The sequence below is a fragment of the Bacterioplanoides pacificum genome (genome assembly GCF_042648445.1).
GTDB lineage: Bacteria > Pseudomonadota > Gammaproteobacteria > Pseudomonadales > Oceanobacteraceae > Bacterioplanoides > Bacterioplanoides pacificum.
This window is the reverse complement of the sequence record NZ_JBHRYB010000010.1, coordinates 61247-76668: the sequence shown is the minus strand read 5'-3', so window position 1 is coordinate 76668 and position 15422 is coordinate 61247. Positions and strand designations below refer to the sequence as shown.

Annotated in this window: 16 protein-coding genes and 1 pseudogene; 13 read left to right on the top strand and 4 right to left on the bottom strand. The window is 51.3% G+C overall.

What is annotated here, in order from left to right; translation table 11 throughout:
- A partial coding sequence (locus tag ACFOMG_RS11025; protein WP_449237029.1) for an EF-Tu C-terminal domain-related protein occupies nt 1-235 on the top strand: 235 nt, incomplete at its 5' end.
- A 509-nt stretch (nt 236-744) separates the two neighbouring features.
- Here the strand turns inward: ACFOMG_RS11025 and rpmE are convergent.
- Nucleotides 745-954, bottom strand: a complete 210-nt coding sequence (gene rpmE / locus ACFOMG_RS11020; RefSeq protein ID WP_376866636.1) for a 50S ribosomal protein L31 — start codon at nt 952-954, stop codon at nt 745-747.
- Nucleotides 955-1094: 140 nt separating this feature from the next.
- Between rpmE and ACFOMG_RS11015 the strand changes: the two genes are divergently transcribed.
- The 8 genes from ACFOMG_RS11015 to ACFOMG_RS10980 all read left to right on the top strand — a co-directional run bounded on the left by ACFOMG_RS11015 (nt 1095) and on the right by ACFOMG_RS10980 (nt 8471).
- Nucleotides 1095-3326 carry a primosomal protein N' gene (locus tag ACFOMG_RS11015; protein WP_376866635.1) on the top strand — a complete coding sequence of 744 codons (2232 nt, stop codon included), beginning with the start codon at nt 1095-1097 and terminating at the stop codon, nt 3324-3326.
- 72 nt (nt 3327-3398) lie between these two features.
- Complete coding sequence (locus ACFOMG_RS11010) at nt 3399-4199, top strand: CZB domain-containing protein (protein WP_376866634.1); 801 nt, start codon at nt 3399-3401, stop codon at nt 4197-4199.
- A gap of 96 nt (nt 4200-4295) precedes the next feature.
- Nucleotides 4296-4790, top strand: coding sequence for a phosphatidylglycerophosphatase A family protein (locus ACFOMG_RS11005; protein WP_376866639.1), 495 nt, complete (start codon nt 4296-4298; stop codon nt 4788-4790).
- A gap of 23 nt (nt 4791-4813) precedes the next feature.
- Complete coding sequence (locus ACFOMG_RS11000; protein ID WP_376866632.1) at nt 4814-5209, top strand: NifB/NifX family molybdenum-iron cluster-binding protein; 396 nt, start codon at nt 4814-4816, stop codon at nt 5207-5209.
- Complete coding sequence (locus ACFOMG_RS10995) at nt 5188-5721, top strand: TRAP transporter small permease subunit (protein WP_376866631.1); 534 nt, start codon at nt 5188-5190, stop codon at nt 5719-5721. Before ACFOMG_RS11000 ends, ACFOMG_RS10995 begins: the two co-directional genes overlap by 22 nt.
- The gene (locus tag ACFOMG_RS10990; protein WP_376866630.1) at nt 5714-7090 is read left to right on the top strand and encodes a TRAP transporter large permease; all 1377 of its coding nucleotides are present in this window, start codon (nt 5714-5716) and stop codon (nt 7088-7090) included. Before ACFOMG_RS10995 ends, ACFOMG_RS10990 begins: the two co-directional genes overlap by 8 nt.
- 115 nt (nt 7091-7205) lie before the next feature.
- Nucleotides 7206-7634 (top strand): acyl-CoA thioesterase, encoded by a 429-nt coding sequence (locus ACFOMG_RS10985; protein WP_376866628.1) that lies wholly within the window; start codon nt 7206-7208, stop codon nt 7632-7634.
- 48 nt (nt 7635-7682) lie between these two features.
- Nucleotides 7683-8471 (top strand): class II glutamine amidotransferase, encoded by a 789-nt coding sequence (locus ACFOMG_RS10980; RefSeq protein WP_376866627.1) that lies wholly within the window; start codon nt 7683-7685, stop codon nt 8469-8471.
- Here ACFOMG_RS10980 and ACFOMG_RS10975 read toward each other — a convergent pair.
- Both ACFOMG_RS10975 and ACFOMG_RS10970 read right to left on the bottom strand, forming a co-directional pair.
- The gene (locus ACFOMG_RS10975; protein WP_376866626.1) at nt 8438-9571 is read right to left on the bottom strand and encodes an MBL fold metallo-hydrolase; all 1134 of its coding nucleotides are present in this window, start codon (nt 9569-9571) and stop codon (nt 8438-8440) included. The two genes, ACFOMG_RS10980 and ACFOMG_RS10975, sit on opposite strands and share 34 nt — an antisense overlap.
- A gap of 75 nt (nt 9572-9646) precedes the next feature.
- Nucleotides 9647-9808, bottom strand: coding sequence for a hypothetical protein (locus ACFOMG_RS10970; protein ID WP_376866624.1), 162 nt, complete (start codon nt 9806-9808; stop codon nt 9647-9649).
- 594 nt (nt 9809-10402) lie between these two features.
- Here ACFOMG_RS10970 and ACFOMG_RS10965 point away from each other — a divergent pair.
- Together ACFOMG_RS10965 and ACFOMG_RS10960 are read left to right on the top strand one after the other, a co-directional pair.
- The gene (locus ACFOMG_RS10965; protein WP_376866623.1) at nt 10403-10927 is read left to right on the top strand and encodes a hypothetical protein; all 525 of its coding nucleotides are present in this window, start codon (nt 10403-10405) and stop codon (nt 10925-10927) included.
- Nucleotides 10928-10940: 13 nt separating this feature from the next.
- Nucleotides 10941-12122, top strand: a complete 1182-nt coding sequence (locus tag ACFOMG_RS10960; protein ID WP_376866622.1) for a hypothetical protein — start codon at nt 10941-10943, stop codon at nt 12120-12122.
- A gap of 51 nt (nt 12123-12173) precedes the next feature.
- On the opposite strand, the pseudogene ACFOMG_RS10955 reads toward ACFOMG_RS10960, so the two are convergent.
- Nucleotides 12174-12788, bottom strand: a pseudogene (locus ACFOMG_RS10955) (IS630 family transposase); the annotation flags it as partial.
- Nucleotides 12789-12941: 153 nt separating this feature from the next.
- Here ACFOMG_RS10955 and ACFOMG_RS10950 point away from each other — a divergent pair.
- Both ACFOMG_RS10950 and metK read left to right on the top strand, forming a co-directional pair.
- On the top strand, nt 12942-13946 hold the full coding sequence (locus ACFOMG_RS10950) for an ArsR/SmtB family transcription factor (RefSeq protein ID WP_376866621.1): 1005 nt from the start codon (nt 12942-12944) through the stop codon (nt 13944-13946).
- A gap of 42 nt (nt 13947-13988) precedes the next feature.
- On the top strand, nt 13989-15200 hold the full coding sequence (gene metK, locus ACFOMG_RS10945) for a methionine adenosyltransferase (RefSeq protein WP_376866620.1): 1212 nt from the start codon (nt 13989-13991) through the stop codon (nt 15198-15200).
- Nucleotides 15201-15422: the final 222 nt, after the last annotated feature.

Sequence of the window (15422 nt, the reverse complement as noted above, 5' to 3'; positions counted from 1 at the left end):
TGGCCGTCACACGCCATTCTTCAAAGGTTACCGTCCACAGTTCTACTTCCGTACCACTGACGTGACCGGTGCTGTTGAGCTGCCAGAAGGCGTTGAAATGGTTATGCCAGGTGACAACGTAACTCTGTCGGTTGAGCTGATCGCACCAATCGCGATGGACGAAGGTCTGCGCTTCGCGATCCGTGAAGGCGGCCGTACTGTTGGTGCTGGTGTTGTAGCGTCTATTATTGAATAAAACGCCCGGAGCGTTTTATAACAGCCGGAGGCTGGCCCGAAGGGCGTAAGGCAAGGATGCCTGGAGTAATAAGACCTAAACGTCCTATTCAAAAAACCCGCTTCGGCGGGTTTTTTTATGGCCGCTGGTTTTATCGCGGACAGGGTCCGCTCCTACGCAAGACCAAATTCTGTAGGAGGGGACCCTGTCCCCGAAGATTCATTCGCTGGCACCCGACATACAAAGTCGAATAATTTGACTGGATCAAATTATAACAGCCGGAGGCTGGCCCGAAGGGCGTAAGGCAAGGATGCCTGGAGTAATAAGACCTAAACGTCCTATTCAAAAAACCCGCTTCGGCGGGTTTTTTTATGGCCGCTGGTTTTATCGCGGACAGGGTCCACTCCTACGCAAGACCAAATTCTGTAGGAGGGGACCCTGTCCCCGAAGATTCATTCGCTGGCACCCGCCATACAAATAACAGACACAAAAAAACCCGCCGCAGCGGGTTTTTTCTAACGCCTGGTAGCTTACTTCTTGAAAGCACCAAAACGCTTCTTGAACTTGTCGATACGACCGCCGGTATCCAGAACTTTCTGCTTACCAGTGTAGAATGGGTGACAAGCAGAGCATACATCCAGAGCCATAGTGCCAGGCTTAGTGGATTTAGTGTTGATCACGTTACCGCAAGAGCAGGTAGCGACCAGTTCTGCGTATTCTGGTTGAATATCGTTTTGCATAACAAACCTCTTAATCTTCGCGCCGCCACTAACAGAACCTCTGTCAGCACCGCGTTACTGATTGCTAAGTTAAAGTAGCCCTTGCATGGGGCATAAGGACGCGCATAATACCAGAGCCAACGTCATCAGCAAGCCTTTTCATGCCCTTTTTTGTTGTAACCATCGCCCTGCCTGTGCCACTGCGGCGCTTATTTGATTATTTACCCGCCGCCAATGAAAACGCTGGCTGTTATCAGCCAGGCCAGCGGGTGCGGGTTGAATTTGGCCGCCAGGTGTTAACCGGCATTGTGATCGGCTGTCATGAACACACCGACGTGCCCCACAACAAGCTGAAACCCCTGCTGCAGCGGCTGGATGACGAACCGGTAGTTGATGAGCCGACGTTGCAGCTGTGTCAGTGGCTGGCAGGCTACTACCACCACAGCCTGGGCGAAGTGCTGGAGCTGGCCCTGCCGGTCATGTTACGGCGCGGCTGCGAACTCAGTGAAGTCGATGAAAAAGTATGGCTGAGACAACCCGATGCTCACTCAGCGGATCTGAAAGGCGAAAAGCAACGCGCCTTATGGCAGCTGTTCCAACAACATTCGCAGTGGTCGCATAAAGAGCTGACCTCACAGGGCTACAGCCAGGCACAGCTGAAACGCCTGGCAGAGCTGGGGCTGATCAGCCCCCGCCAACAACTTCCCGTACCGGCGATTGCTACCACGATCGCCGACCCGTTGCCACTCAACGACGAACAACACAAAGCGCTGCAACAGATCAGCCAGCATCTGGGCAGCTTTAAGCCCAGCCTGCTGGAAGGCGTCACCGGCTCCGGCAAAACCGAGGTGTACCTGCAGCTGATCAGTAAAGCACTGGCAACCGGCAAACAGGTACTGGTATTGGTACCGGAAATCGGCCTGACCCCACAAACCGTTGGCCGTTTTCGTGCCCGTTTTGATGTGCCGGTGGCGTTATTACATTCCGGCCTCAATGATCGTGAGCGTTTACAGGGCTGGCGCCAGTGCAAAGAAGGCAAGGCCCGTATTCTGATCGGCACTCGTTCCGCGGTGTTTACCCCGATGCCGGACCTGGGCCTGATCATCCTCGATGAAGAACATGATGCGTCCTTCAAGCAGCAGGACGGCCTGCGCTATTCGGCACGCGATTTTGCTCTGGTACGGGCCAGTAAAACCGGTGTACCCGTGTTGCTTGGCTCAGCCACACCATCGCTGGAAACCTTACACAATGCCCTGAGCGGCAAATATCTGCACCTCAAACTGTTGCGCCGTGCCGGCAATGCCAGGCCGCCGGCGATGAAGTTACACAGCATTCTGCATCAGCCACTGACCGCGGGATTTGCCCAGCCGGTTCTGGCGAAAATGCAACAGCATCTGCAGGCAGGCAAGCAGGTGCTGGTGTTTATTAATCGTCGCGGTTTTGCCCCGCTGCTGGCTTGCCGCCAGTGTGGCTGGATGGCTGAATGCCGGCGCTGTGACGCCCGCCTGACCCTGCATCAGAGCCCGGCCCACCTGCACTGCCACCATTGTGATTTTCAGCAGGGTATTCCCGGTCATTGCCCCAGCTGCCACAGCCCGGATATCGAACCGATAGGCCAGGGCACAGAACGCATCGAACAACAACTGAAGCAGCTGTTTGCTGATTTCCCGGTACGCCGGGTCGACCGCGACAGCGTTCGTAACAAACAAGCCTTCGATCAGTTATTCGACGATATCCACAACGGCGGCCCCTGCATCCTGGTGGGCACCCAGATGCTGGCCAAAGGGCATCATTTCCCGGATGTCACTATGGTCACCATACTCGACAGTGACTCCGGTTTATTCAGCGCCGATTTCCGTGGCATGGAACACAGCGCACAACTGATTCTGCAGGTGGCCGGCCGGGCCGGGCGGGCGGAATCTCCCGGCGAAGTCTGGATTCAGACGTTATATGCCGACCATCCGCAGCTGAATCTGTTACTCGACAACGGTTACCACGCCTTAGCACTGTCGCTGCTGCAACAGCGCAATCAGCAACAACTGCCGCCTTACAGCTTTATGGCGTTATTACGCAGCGAATGTGAAGACCGCAACCAGGCACAACAGCTGCTGCAACTGGCACGCGATTTTATCCAGCAATTCCAGCGCCATCACCACCAGCAACACGACCGCCAGGGGTTGCAGCTGAAACAACAGGGGCTGAATCTGTTAGGTCCCTTCCCCGCTATTATGGAGCGCCGCAATGGCCGTTTCCGCCAGCAGCTACAGATTTTCGCCAACGAACGCTCCGCCCTGCATCGGGTTGCCGAAGCGCTGGTGCAGTTTCTGGAGCAGCAAAAAGGGTTTAACCGGGTGCGATGGCATCTGGATATCGATCCGCTCGATACCCTTTAACCCTGCCAAACACGTAAACCAACCAGCCTGTCTATACTGAGGCGGTCGATTTATTTTTGCGGTGCTTTAGTTATGGAATACCTCAGTTTTCGTCACGCCCGGCAACATTATGCCGTGACTATTAACAGCGTGCGCTTTATCACCGCCGACAGCAGCCTGCGCATCACCCGGGTCGCATCGGGTCAGGGTAAGCAACACGACATGGTCGAGTTTGAAGGTGAACCCTGTGTGGTCCTGTCTCTGGCCGAGTTGCTGGGACAACACTCGGCTCTGCATCAGGTTGATGAACTGACCACGCTGTTACGGGCACGTGAACAGGATCATATCGACTGGCTGGACGCCCTGGAACAAAGCCTGCGCCACGGCAATGAGTTCAGCAAAGCCAGAGACCCGCACCAGTGTGCATTTGGTCGCTGGTACGATAACTTCCGCAGCGATAACAGCGCACTGGCGCAACTGCTGCAAAAGTTTGATGCGCCGCACCGCCGCATTCACGCACTGGCGGATGAACTGCTGCAGCTACGCGACCAGGGGCAAACTGAGCAGGCCCTGGAAATACTGAACGAACAGAAACGTACCACTCTGGTACGGCTACAGGAGTTATTCAGCGATGCCATAGGCATGATCAGCGCCAGCGTACGGCCAACGGTGATTATGCTGCAGGACCAGCAAAACTCGGTGGTCGGCCTGCGGGTTGATGATATCGGCGAAGTTTTCAGCTGCGACGCCCTACAACACGACCAGGGTGCCCACGAGTTATTACCGGAATTCGCCACCAGCTGGCTGAAAGACGTCGACCTCAGCAGCGGCAAACAAACCGTCATGCTGCTCAACCCGGATCAACTGGTGCAATATCAGTTACAACCGGCCTGACCACGATAATTACTATCAACAGCACCCATTACTATCAACAGCACCCGCCCGAGCTGCTAAACTGCGGCTCTTTTTTTGCCAACGGGATCTGGTGTGTTGAATCGTCCTGACCTGAAAAATCTGAATTTAAAAAATCCCATCCACCTGCTGGCGTTTGGCCTGGGCTCCGGACTGGCCAGAAAAGCTCCCGGCACCTGGGGTACGCTGGCGGCTTTACCCGTGTGGTGGCTGTTTTTACAAGGCGTGCCGACGCTGCCTTATATTGGGGTATTAATCGCCGGTTTTGCCTTTGGTGTGCTGCTGTGTGAATACACATCACGTGACCTGGGCGTTCACGACCACGGAGGCATCGTCTGGGACGAATGGATCGGGTTATGGATCACCTACCTCTGGCTACCCGTTAACGGCGACTGGGGCTGGGCCTGGATCATATACGGCTTCGCCTTGTTCCGGCTGTTCGACATCGTCAAACCCTGGCCCATCAAATGGCTGGATAAAAAAGTCCATGGCGGTTTTGGCATTATGATTGATGATGTTCTGGCCGGTATTTTTGCTCTGGCCGTGCTGCAACTGACGGCAACCCTGATATAACCCCAATTATTTGAGAATGAATTATGAAAATTGCTGTTGCCAGCTTAAATGGACAAACCGTGTGTGGACAGCCTGGCCGCTGCCGTACCTTTATTTTGTTCGATACCGACGGCTTTGAAGTGCTGGAGCGGGAAGTTATCGAATTCAGTGAAAACTATGTCTTACAGGGGTTCAGCCCGGATAAAGCACACCCTATCGATAAAATTGATGTCGTGATCGCCTCGGCAATTGGTGAAGGCCTGGTCAACCTGTTACAACAAAGGGACGTGATTGCCGTCGCTACCAGCGTCAAAAATGCCGAAGAAGCGGCGCAGCGTTTTCTCGATGGAGACTTACCCATCAAAGACGCTAAAAAGAAAAAAAGAAATAAGTCACCATTGCCGGCAATATTCAGCACATGCTTGAAAAAATACTTCTGATCGACCGTTTTACCCGGGCCACCGGCCGCGCCGTCCGCTGGTTATCCCTGCTGATGGTGATATGTTCCTGCCTGGTGGTGCTACTGCGTTACGCCTTCGGGATTCCCTCCATCGCGCTGCAGGAAACGGTGATGTATCTGCATGCATCCATTTTTATGCTGGGTGCCGCCTATACCTGGCAACAGGGAGGCCATGTGCGGGTGGATGTGTTTTACCGCACTTTCCAGCGCCGCACACAACAGCGGATAGACAGATTTGGCATTGTTTTGCTGTTGTTACCCGTGTGTCTTTTTATGCTGTACAGCAGCTGGAGTTACGTTGCCCTGGCCTGGAGTATCGGTGAAAAATCACAGGAAGCCGGCGGCCTGCCGTTTGTTTATCTGTTAAAAACCCTGATTCTGATTATGCCATTGCTGATGATCCTGCAGGCGCTTGCGGAGTTTGCCAGAACCTTCCTGCCCGACTCAGAACAAACAGATCCTGAGAATCCGACGGAGGTGCACCATGGCTGAGTGGCTGCCGCTGATTTTATTTATCGTTGTTTGTCTGGTGCTGATGGCCGGTTTTCCGGTGGCCTTTTCACTGGCAGGCACCTCGTTGTTGTTTGCCATCGCTGGCGTATTGAGCGGCACCATGGATGCCGCCTTTTTGTCCGCTTTGCCAAACCGTTTATTCGGCATTATCAGTAACCAGATTCTGATTGCCGTACCGCTGTTTGTGTTTATGGGAGTGATGCTGGAAAAATCCCGCATCGCTGAACAATTATTGCGTAATCTCGAGCTGTTATTCGGCCCGCTGCGCGGCGGCTTAGGGTTTGCGGTGGTGCTGGTTGGCATGTTGATGGCCGCTAGCACCGGCATTATCGGTGCCACCGTCGTCACCATGGGACTGATCTCTCTGCCGACCATGCTGAAGCAGGGTTACAACCCGGCGCTGGCGAGCGGCAACATCTGCGCCACCGGCACCCTGGGGCAGATTATTCCACCTTCCACCGCGCTGATCATTCTCGGGGATGTGTTATCCAGTTCGTATCAGCAGGCACAGCTGAAGATGGGCATTTTTTCACCGGAAACCGTCTCGGTTGCCGATCTGTTTGTGGGTGCATTAATTCCCGGTTTGATGTTAGTAATGGGTTATCTGCTGTATATGGCACTGGTGGCGTTATTCCGCCCTCAGGCAGCACCCGCCGTTGCCGACCGGCCGCCGTTAAGCAGACGCTTTTTTCTGCAGTTATTACAGGGGCTGATTCCTCCGCTGGCCCTGATCATCGCCGTGCTGGGTTCCATTTTAAGCGGCATTGCCACCCCCACCGAAGCCGCCGGCATCGGTGCTTTAGGCGCCACGGTGCTGGCCCTGATGTATGGCGAGCTCGACCTTAAACGGCTGAAAGACGTCATGGATGCCACACTGCAGGTCAGCAGCATGGTGTTTATGATCTTTATCGGCGCGGCGTTATTTTCTCTGGTATTTCGTGGCTTCGGTGGCGAAGAACTGGTCCACTCAGCCTTCAGTGATATGCCCGGCGGCGTCTTAGGTGCCATGCTGGTGGTGATGCTGGTGATCTTTCTGCTGGGTTTTATCCTCGACTTTATCGAAATCACCTTTGTGGTAGTACCGATTGTAGCGCCGGTATTATTAACCATGGGAGTCGACCCGGTATGGCTTGGAATTATGATCGCCATCAACCTGCAGACGTCGTTCCTCACGCCACCTTTTGGTTTTGCGCTGTTTTATCTGCGTGGCGTGGCACCCGACACAATAGCCACCCGCACTATTTATAAAGGTGTGATTCCGTTTATTATGATCCAGTTGCTGGTGCTGCTTCTGCTGGCCATATTCCCGCAGCTGGCAACCTGGTTACCTGAGCAGGTTTACGGCTGATCATTATTGCCGTTTGTGCCACAGTGCATTCACTTTATCCACGGGTGAATGACTGTGCTACAGCGCTAAAAACCAGTAAACTCGCGGAAAATAATCAGAATCAGGTCAGAACCCGATGGAATCGCGTCCTACTCCTCAAGCAACCGCCCAACCGGCAGCGGAAGACAATCAACCAGCGCCCGACGGCGAACTGTCGATGCGTCTGATTCCGACCCGTGCAGAAGCCAATATTCACGGTGATATCAGCAGTGGCTGGGTAGTCAGTAAAATGGATCATGCTGCCGAAAGTGTGGTCAGCCGCCTGGCTCAGGGCCGTATCGCCAATATCGCGATGGACTCACTGTCGTTTATGTCACCCATCCGTATCGGTGCCGCCGTGTGTATCTACACCCGGTTGCTGGAAATCGGCACGTCATCGGTACGGATCAATGTGGAAGTCTGGACCCGCAACCCGAATGAAAACCAGCGCCGTAAAGTGGTCGACGCCACCTTTGTGTATGTCGCTATCGATGAAAAAGGCCGTATCCGCCGGGTACCGCGCTAATAATCACTTAGGTTAAAATCAGAGGATCTGATTTGGTGATTCTGATTTATGTGCGAACTTCTGGGCATGAGTGCCAATACTCCAACCGATTTATGTTTCAGCTTTACCGGCCTGACCCGCCGCGGCGGCGATACCGGGCCTCACGGTGACGGCTGGGGCGTTGCCTTCTACGAAGGCAAAGGGGTGCAGGCCTTCCATGAATCGGCCGCCAGTGCTTCCTCAGAAATCGCCAGCGTGGTGCAATCCCACCCGATCAAAAGCAACACCGCCATCTGTCATATCCGTCAGGCCAACGTCGGCCATGTCTGTTTAGCCAACACCCATCCCTTTACCCGCGAATTATGGGGCCGCTATTGGGTGTTTGCTCACAATGGCCAGATTAATGACTTCCGCCAGCGGGATGGTATTTATGAAGCGGTGGGCGACACCGACAGCGAAGCCATCTTCTGCGATCTGATGAATCAGATCCGCAGCCGGAGCCAGCGTGATGCCAGCCTGGAAACTCTGGCGACCATTCTGGTACAACAAGCCGGAGACTATGCCCGCCAGGGAGTATTTAATTGTTTATTAAGTAATGGCGACTGGTTATTTACCTTTTGTTCCACCAAACTCGCCAGCATCACCCGCCGCGCGCCGTTTGGCCCGGCACAATTAAAAGACGCCGATGTTACGGTCGATTTTGAAGCGGAAACCACCGCCAATGATGTGGTCAGTATTATTGCCACAGAACCACTCACCAGCGATGAAGCCTGGGATCTCTACCAGCCCGGCGAATGGCGCTTATGGCAACAGGGGGAAGTGATTCAGTCCGGCAAGGTTGCACTGCCCGGTCGCTGAGCCCGTGTCAGCTGCAACGAGTCATTGGCCCGCCAGGTGGCGCCAATATTCATCGCCTGAAAACGCTGCGCATCAATCTGCTGGAGCTGCAGCGCAGCGGCCAGCGCCTGGGGTGGCTCATCGATGGTTTCGGCAGTCAAAACAAAGGTATTCCAGTGAATACCGAACGCCTCGCGGGCATTAATATCCTTAAAGATTTCTACCGCATCCGCCGGGTTCACATGATGGTATTTCATAAACCAGCGCGGCTCATAGGCACCAATCGGTATCATCGCCAGATCAACCTGGCCTAACGCTTCGCCAATTTCTTTAAACTGCACCGGGTTATAGCCGGTATCGCCACCAAACCAGGCGGTAAAACCCGGCCAGCGAAATGCCCAGGAGGCCCACAGACTTTTATTGGTATCGAACAAGGTCCGTTTTGACCAATGCTGGCTCGGCAGTGCCTGAATCTGTACCCCACCGACGGTATGACTCTGCCACCAGTCGAGTTCTCTGACATGCTCAATACCCTGTCGCTGCAACCAGTCTTTTAATCCCAGCGGTACCAGCCATAAGGGGTTGTTGCCTAACGCCGCCACACTCTCCACATCCAGGTGGTCATAATGATTATGAGAAATCACCACCACATCAATTTCCGGTAATTCATTAAGCGCCAGAGACGGCTGGGTATAACGTTGCGGTCCGGCAAATGAAAACGGCGACGCGCGCTGAGAAAATATCGGATCCGTGAGAATATTCATGCCCTGATATTGCAGCAGTACCGTGGAATGGCCAATCAGTGTCGCCTGAGGTTGGGGCGCGGGCTGCTGCACCAGCGCCGGATCGGTTGCCTGCCAGAAGACCTGGTAGTCTTGCGGTGCATCAGGCCAGTTCATATCACCAAAAAAACGCGCTTGTAAAAACGCCAGCGTACTGGGCTCGTAATCCTCGGATAAATACAAATTCCGGAACCCACCATCACCGTGGTGGGCGGGTTTCTCACCGCCTTCAGACACCTGCTCAGTACCCTGACCGGAAACACCGTCAGGCGCTGCCTGATTGGCGCTGCAACCGGCTGCCAGCGTCAGTAATATCATTGCGACTAAGCGTTTAAGCATCTGAGTGACTCCCCAAAAAGCAAAGCCCGCACTGTTACACGGGCCCATTGTTTCAACAACGATCTTTACGCAGTTTTATTCAGACCCCATGCACACCTGATCGCCGTAGTAATTATCGTTGTAGTTACACTCGCCACAACGGGCTCTCTCAGCCGGCTGTTCGGGCTGTTCAGATGCAGATTGGTTGATAGCAATGGCAGCAAAAACATTCACATAAGCCTGTACGGATTTCATCATTTGGTCTCCTGTGTGATTACCCTGAATAAAGTAACTCCCCGGCAAAAATCATAAAAATCAATTAAAACTAACGAATCGATAGAAAAAACGTACTGAGGAGGTAACTGGGTTGAATCATAGATTATGCTTGAGTCATTTTCGCAGAAGACTGCAAAGGCTATACTTGGGAAACAGAACTAACGACCAGCTTCTTCTACTTAATAGCCCGGATTATATAGATATGGTATCTTGCATACTTAGAACGCATTTAATTTTCGCAGGCTTGAAGTGAAACTTAGAGATATAAGAAGCTTTCTGTCTAGAGACAAGTACACTACATCACTATATGATCTAAGTAGTGGCAAGGGGCCTCTAGATCTTATCTACTCAAACTTCAAAGGCGGAGCTGCTCTTGTACCTATGGCACGCTGCCGGACTCATATACTTGGTTTCACTAAGCCAGGAAGCCCCTTTATTCAAACTCTTACTGACTATGGTCATGGGCGGTCTTCATACCAAGGCTCCGTCTTAGAACAATATTACAAGTCATATTGCCCCAAGAATATGGCCGAAGTACTACAAAGCCATTCCCCATTGCTCAGAGAATACCATCCAATGGCGACGGTTTTACCATGGAGTACTTCCACGCCAGAGGCCAAATTGAAAAGAATTTGTGCCAACACAAATGCCAAAAGACTATTATCAAAGGAAGCCTATCAGTTAGGCTTGCGAGAAAAAGATAATTATGGTTGGCAATTTTTTGGCCCTGTATCCGAAGGCCTTGGAAATTTAGAGTTCAAACGACTAATAAGTGTCTATAACAGCATCCAAAAAAACGGTTATTTCCCCGAACGTTATGGATATATTCATGGTCAGTTTCTAATCTCTGACAACGATTGGGTCTGGGTAAACATCGGAGGTAAGCATCGATTTTCATCTTTGGCAGCTCTTAATTACGAAAGGATTCCAGTAGCTCTAAAATCACGATCCTCAGCCTTATTTATTCGAAGGTCAGAATCTGCTTACTGGCCAAATGTTAAAAATGGACTTTTCTCGGAACAAGAATCTCTTAACATCTTCGACCGAATAATAGATGGAAAATCATATAGATCACTGCCACAATTCAACTTAAAGCCCTAAGCCGCAGAAAAAAATGAAAAATATTGTTAAAAGAATATTAAAATCAGAGAAAAAACTTAGTCGCGACATATTAAAAAGAATTAGTCACTACGAAAATATTGTAAGGATTTCCAACCAGGATGACAAGGAAAACATAAACGTTTACTCTTTCCAGGAAGGCAATAAAATTTATGTTTCTTCAGGTGAAGATACTTTTTACTTTGAATCAAATGGGCCATACAAACCTGAAATTCAACATATGGATTTTGTAGCGTGGATATTTTTACCTGTTGCGATGTCCAAGAAAAAGGATCTAGTGATTCATGGCTCAGGGACACAAGAAACAAAAAAAAATGCAGAGCGTTTATCAGATATATGGGCATGCTGGCTACCTAAAAAATACTATCTTATAAAAGTACATTTCAAGAAATATCGACAACCTGACACCACAAAAAAAACGAAGGAATTATTGCTATTTAGCGGCGGAGTTGATTCAACATATGCAATTATCAACAAGAGCTTTAAAGACAAGCCCGATCTTCTAACAATTCAGGGAATGGATTATAGGATCTCCGATCAAGAGCGTTTTAAAAAATCAATAGCCAAGACGAATTTTCTGGCAGATCAATATGCAGATCAGCGCCTAATGATTCGCAGCAACGCATATGATGTATATAAGAAATATTCCATTCCACCTCGATTGACTTTCGTTTTTGTCTTGGCTTCTGCCAGTTTCTTATTCAGTAAAAGTTATCGCAGTGTAACCATGGCAGCAGACTTCGCATTATATCAACAATTCGAAGAGCTTCCCTATGGCTCATCAATTGCAACAGATCAACTTTACAGCTCTGGTGATTTTTCACTGGAAACCTATGGAAATGATGTTACTCGTGCTGAAAAGCTGCCTTCTATCATGTCAAACAAATTAGCATTAAAGGCATTATCTCTGTGCAAGGATAAAAAGATCAGGCCAGAAAACTGTGGAATATGCAGTAAATGCACACGTACCAAATACATGATGCTCGCAGCAACCGGAGTAATCCCGACTGAAAGCTTCATCAACCCTGATCTCGACCTCAACGCCAAAATAAATTTTAACGACAACGGTGATAAGCAAGATGCTTATATCAAATCGACGTACACCACAGCGTTCAGGAATAACAACCTTAAAAAGATTCCTAATATAGTCGCAGAATACAAGCGAATAATCTCTTGAATAACATCCAACTTGTGATGACTACCTTGGTATACCTAGTGGTCCATGCGGTTAGTTCTGTAACGATTGTTCTGCCCCCTCGACCGAAGCCAGAATTTGGCCCGCGGGCTTCGTCCATTTGAACGGCTTCGCACTCTCCGCATTATGGGCTCTGATAAAGTTTTCCAGCTCTATCTTTAATTCTGAAACACTGATGAATACTCCGCGATACAACGCTCGACGCTCCAGTTGAGAAAACCAGTCCTCCACGGCGTTCAGCCACGAGGAGCTGGTCGGAGTGAAGTGTAGATGGATGCGAGGATTAGCTTCGACCCACTCCCGAACTTCTTTTGTTTTATGTGCGCTGAGGTTGTCCAGGATTATGTGGAGATCTTTATTCGAATTTGTACGCCGATCAACCAGCTTCAAGAAGGATAAAAACTCCTTGCTGTTTGTCCGGTCTGCCACTTTTCCGATCACTTTGCCCGTCAAAGTATTAAAGGCTGCGTACAAATTGGCCGTTCCGTGTCTTTTGTAATCGTGCGTCCGGCTACCAATCCGGCTTGGATTGAGGGGAAGACGTGGTTGTGTTCGATCCAGAGCTTGAATCTGTGTTTTTTCATCAACACTTAGAACAATGGCGTTTTCTGGTGGGTTCATATGATATAGCCCTGTACAGATTTCATCGTTTGGTCTCCTGTGTGATTACCCTGAATAAAGTGACTCCCCGGCCAAAATCATAAAAATCAATTAAAACTAATAATTCAATATCAAAAACCAAACAAAAATCTATATCGAAAAAAATTGATATAGAATCAAAAGCGCACTACACTGCGCAGCATGACTGACGAGCTGACCCATACCGAACAGACCTCCCCGACGCTGCCGCTGAATACACTGGCCCAGGCCTGTAAAGCAGCAGGCGATCCGTTGCGCATGGCGATTCTGCGCTTATTGGGTCAGGGCGCATTTGGCGTGCTGGAACTGTGCCGGGTATTTGATATCAAACAATCGAGTATGAGCCATCACCTGAAGATTCTGGCAACGGCTGGTTTGGTCAGCACCCAGCGGGAAGGCAACAGTATTTTTTATCGTCGCCCACTGGTAAAAGATGACACGGCTTTTGACCATTGGTTGCGCAGCACACTGGCGGCCATTGATGCCAGCAGCAATCCGGACGACAACCTAGCCGCTCCGGCCGTGGCGGAGGTACTGGCAGAACGTGCCCGCACCTGTGCCGAATTTTTTGCCCGCCATGCAGAAGACTTTAAAGAACAGCAGGATCTGATTGCCTCCCACGATCAATACGGAGAGGCACTGAACGAGTTATTGTTGTCGCTGGCTGGCGACCACAAAGGCAACGGCTACGCTTTGGAAATCGGCCCCGGGGAAGGGGCGTTTATTCCCGCGTTAGCCAACCATTTTGGCGCAGTAACGGCACTGGATATTTCGCCGGATATGCTGGCACTGACACAGAAAGTCGTCGACCAGCAGGCACTGACCAATGTCCGTTGTGTATTGGGGGATGCCACCAGCCTGCCACACAGCGACAACCGCTACCAGTTTGCGGTTGCCAATATGGTGTTGCACCACGTGCCGGCACCCAAAACCATTTTTACCCAGGTTGCCGCGTTATTAGCGCAAGGTGGCAGCCTGTTAATCACCGACCTGTGTCGCCATGAACAAAGCTGGGCACGGGAATCCTGTGGTGATTTATGGCTGGGTTTCGACCCGGCAGATTTAACCGCTTGGGCCAGGGAAGCGGGTTTAACCGAAGGCCCTAGTCAATTTCTCGGGTTGCGAAACGGTTTTCAGATTCAGTTTCGCGTGTTTCATAAGCCATGAACAGAAAGCCCAAAACGATTTAAAAAACGGAGCCTGAAAAGCATGAGTGAATATTCTATTTTTACTTCTGAGTCCGTATCAGAAGGCCACCCGGATAAAGTTGCGGACCAGATTTCTGATGCCGTGCTGGATGCCATTATCGCCCGCGACCCGTACGCCCGTGTTGCGGTAGAAACCCTGGTAAAGACCGGTATGGCGGTAGTCGCCGGCGAAGTGACCACCTCTTGTTACGTCGACCTCGAAGACATCGTTCGTGATGTCATTACCGGCATTGGTTACAACAGCTCCGACGTCGGTTTCGACGGTGCGACCTGTGCAGTATTAAACGGTATCGGTAAACAATCGGTCGACATCAACCAGGGTGTTGACCGCGCTAAGCCTGAAGATCAGGGCGCCGGCGACCAGGGCCTGATGTTCGGCTACGCCACCAACGAAACCGAGACGCTGATGCCTGCGCCAGTGTATTACGCCCACCGCCTGGTCGAGCGTCAGTCAGAGCTGCGCCGTAACGGCACCCTGCCGTGGTTGCGCCCGGATGCCAAATCTCAGGTCACCATTAACTGGGAAGGCGACACCCCGAAGGTGGATGCCGTGGTACTGTCGACTCAGCACGATCCGAGCATTTCACTGGAAGACCTGCGCGAAGCCGTACTGGAGAACATCATTAAAGCGGTATTACCCGCTGAATGGCTGCACGAAGGCACGCTGTACCACATCAACCCAACCGGTAATTTTGTGATTGGTGGTCCGGTCGGTGACGCAGGCCTGACCGGCCGTAAGATTATTGTTGATACCTACGGTGGTATGGCTCGCCACGGTGGTGGTGCTTTCTCCGGCAAAGATCCATCCAAAGTAGACCGCTCTGCGGCTTACATCGGCCGCTACGTGGCGAAAAACATCGTTGCTGCTGAACTGGCCGATAAGTGTGAAATTCAGGTGTCTTACGCCATTGGTGTGGCTGAGCCAACGTCGATCTCGGTGAATACCTTTGGTACCGGAAAAATCCCGGATACTGAACTGGCGAACGTCATTCGCCAGGTATTCGACCTGCGTCCTTACGCCATTCAGAACCAGCTGGAACTGCTGAACCCTATGTATCAGCTGACGGCGGCTTATGGTCACTTTGGTCGCGAGCCATTTGAGCACACCTATAACTACGTTGAAAACGGTGAGCAGAAGAGCAAAACCTTCACCGCTTTCACCTGGGAACGTACCGATAAGGTGGATGCATTAAAAGCGGCCGCTGGTGTTTAAGCGTCACGAATTCAGAACACAGTTAATTTCATCGTGTGGGAGCGGATCCATCCGCCATCGGGGACAAGGTCCCCTCCCACAACAAACGATGAATACACTTTTAAATTAATACCGTAGGAGCGGATTCATCCGCTATCAGGGACCAGGTTCCCTGCCACAACAAACGATGAATACACATTTAAATTAATACCGTGGGAGCGGACCCTGTCCGCGACAAAACGA

What these genes read in the sequence shown, in the direction of transcription:
- rpmE (WP_376866636.1), bottom strand. Translation starts at nt 954, where the DNA reads ATGCAAAACGATATTCAACCAGAATACGCAGAACTGGTCGCTACCTGC.
- ACFOMG_RS11015 (WP_376866635.1), top strand. Translation starts at nt 1,095, where the DNA reads ATGCCCTTTTTTGTTGTAACCATCGCCCTGCCTGTGCCACTGCGGCGC.
- ACFOMG_RS11010 (WP_376866634.1), top strand. Translation starts at nt 3,399, where the DNA reads ATGGAATACCTCAGTTTTCGTCACGCCCGGCAACATTATGCCGTGACT.
- ACFOMG_RS11000 (WP_376866632.1), top strand. Translation starts at nt 4,814, where the DNA reads ATGAAAATTGCTGTTGCCAGCTTAAATGGACAAACCGTGTGTGGACAG.
- ACFOMG_RS10995 (WP_376866631.1), top strand. Translation starts at nt 5,188, where the DNA reads ATGCTTGAAAAAATACTTCTGATCGACCGTTTTACCCGGGCCACCGGC.
- ACFOMG_RS10990 (WP_376866630.1), top strand. Translation starts at nt 5,714, where the DNA reads ATGGCTGAGTGGCTGCCGCTGATTTTATTTATCGTTGTTTGTCTGGTG.
- ACFOMG_RS10985 (WP_376866628.1), top strand. Translation starts at nt 7,206, where the DNA reads ATGGAATCGCGTCCTACTCCTCAAGCAACCGCCCAACCGGCAGCGGAA.
- ACFOMG_RS10980 (WP_376866627.1), top strand. Translation starts at nt 7,683, where the DNA reads ATGTGCGAACTTCTGGGCATGAGTGCCAATACTCCAACCGATTTATGT.
- ACFOMG_RS10975 (WP_376866626.1), bottom strand. Translation starts at nt 9,571, where the DNA reads ATGCTTAAACGCTTAGTCGCAATGATATTACTGACGCTGGCAGCCGGT.
- ACFOMG_RS10970 (WP_376866624.1), bottom strand. Translation starts at nt 9,808, where the DNA reads ATGATGAAATCCGTACAGGCTTATGTGAATGTTTTTGCTGCCATTGCT.
- ACFOMG_RS10965 (WP_376866623.1), top strand. Translation starts at nt 10,403, where the DNA reads ATGGCGACGGTTTTACCATGGAGTACTTCCACGCCAGAGGCCAAATTG.
- ACFOMG_RS10960 (WP_376866622.1), top strand. Translation starts at nt 10,941, where the DNA reads ATGAAAAATATTGTTAAAAGAATATTAAAATCAGAGAAAAAACTTAGT.
- ACFOMG_RS10950 (WP_376866621.1), top strand. Translation starts at nt 12,942, where the DNA reads ATGACTGACGAGCTGACCCATACCGAACAGACCTCCCCGACGCTGCCG.
- metK (WP_376866620.1), top strand. Translation starts at nt 13,989, where the DNA reads ATGAGTGAATATTCTATTTTTACTTCTGAGTCCGTATCAGAAGGCCAC.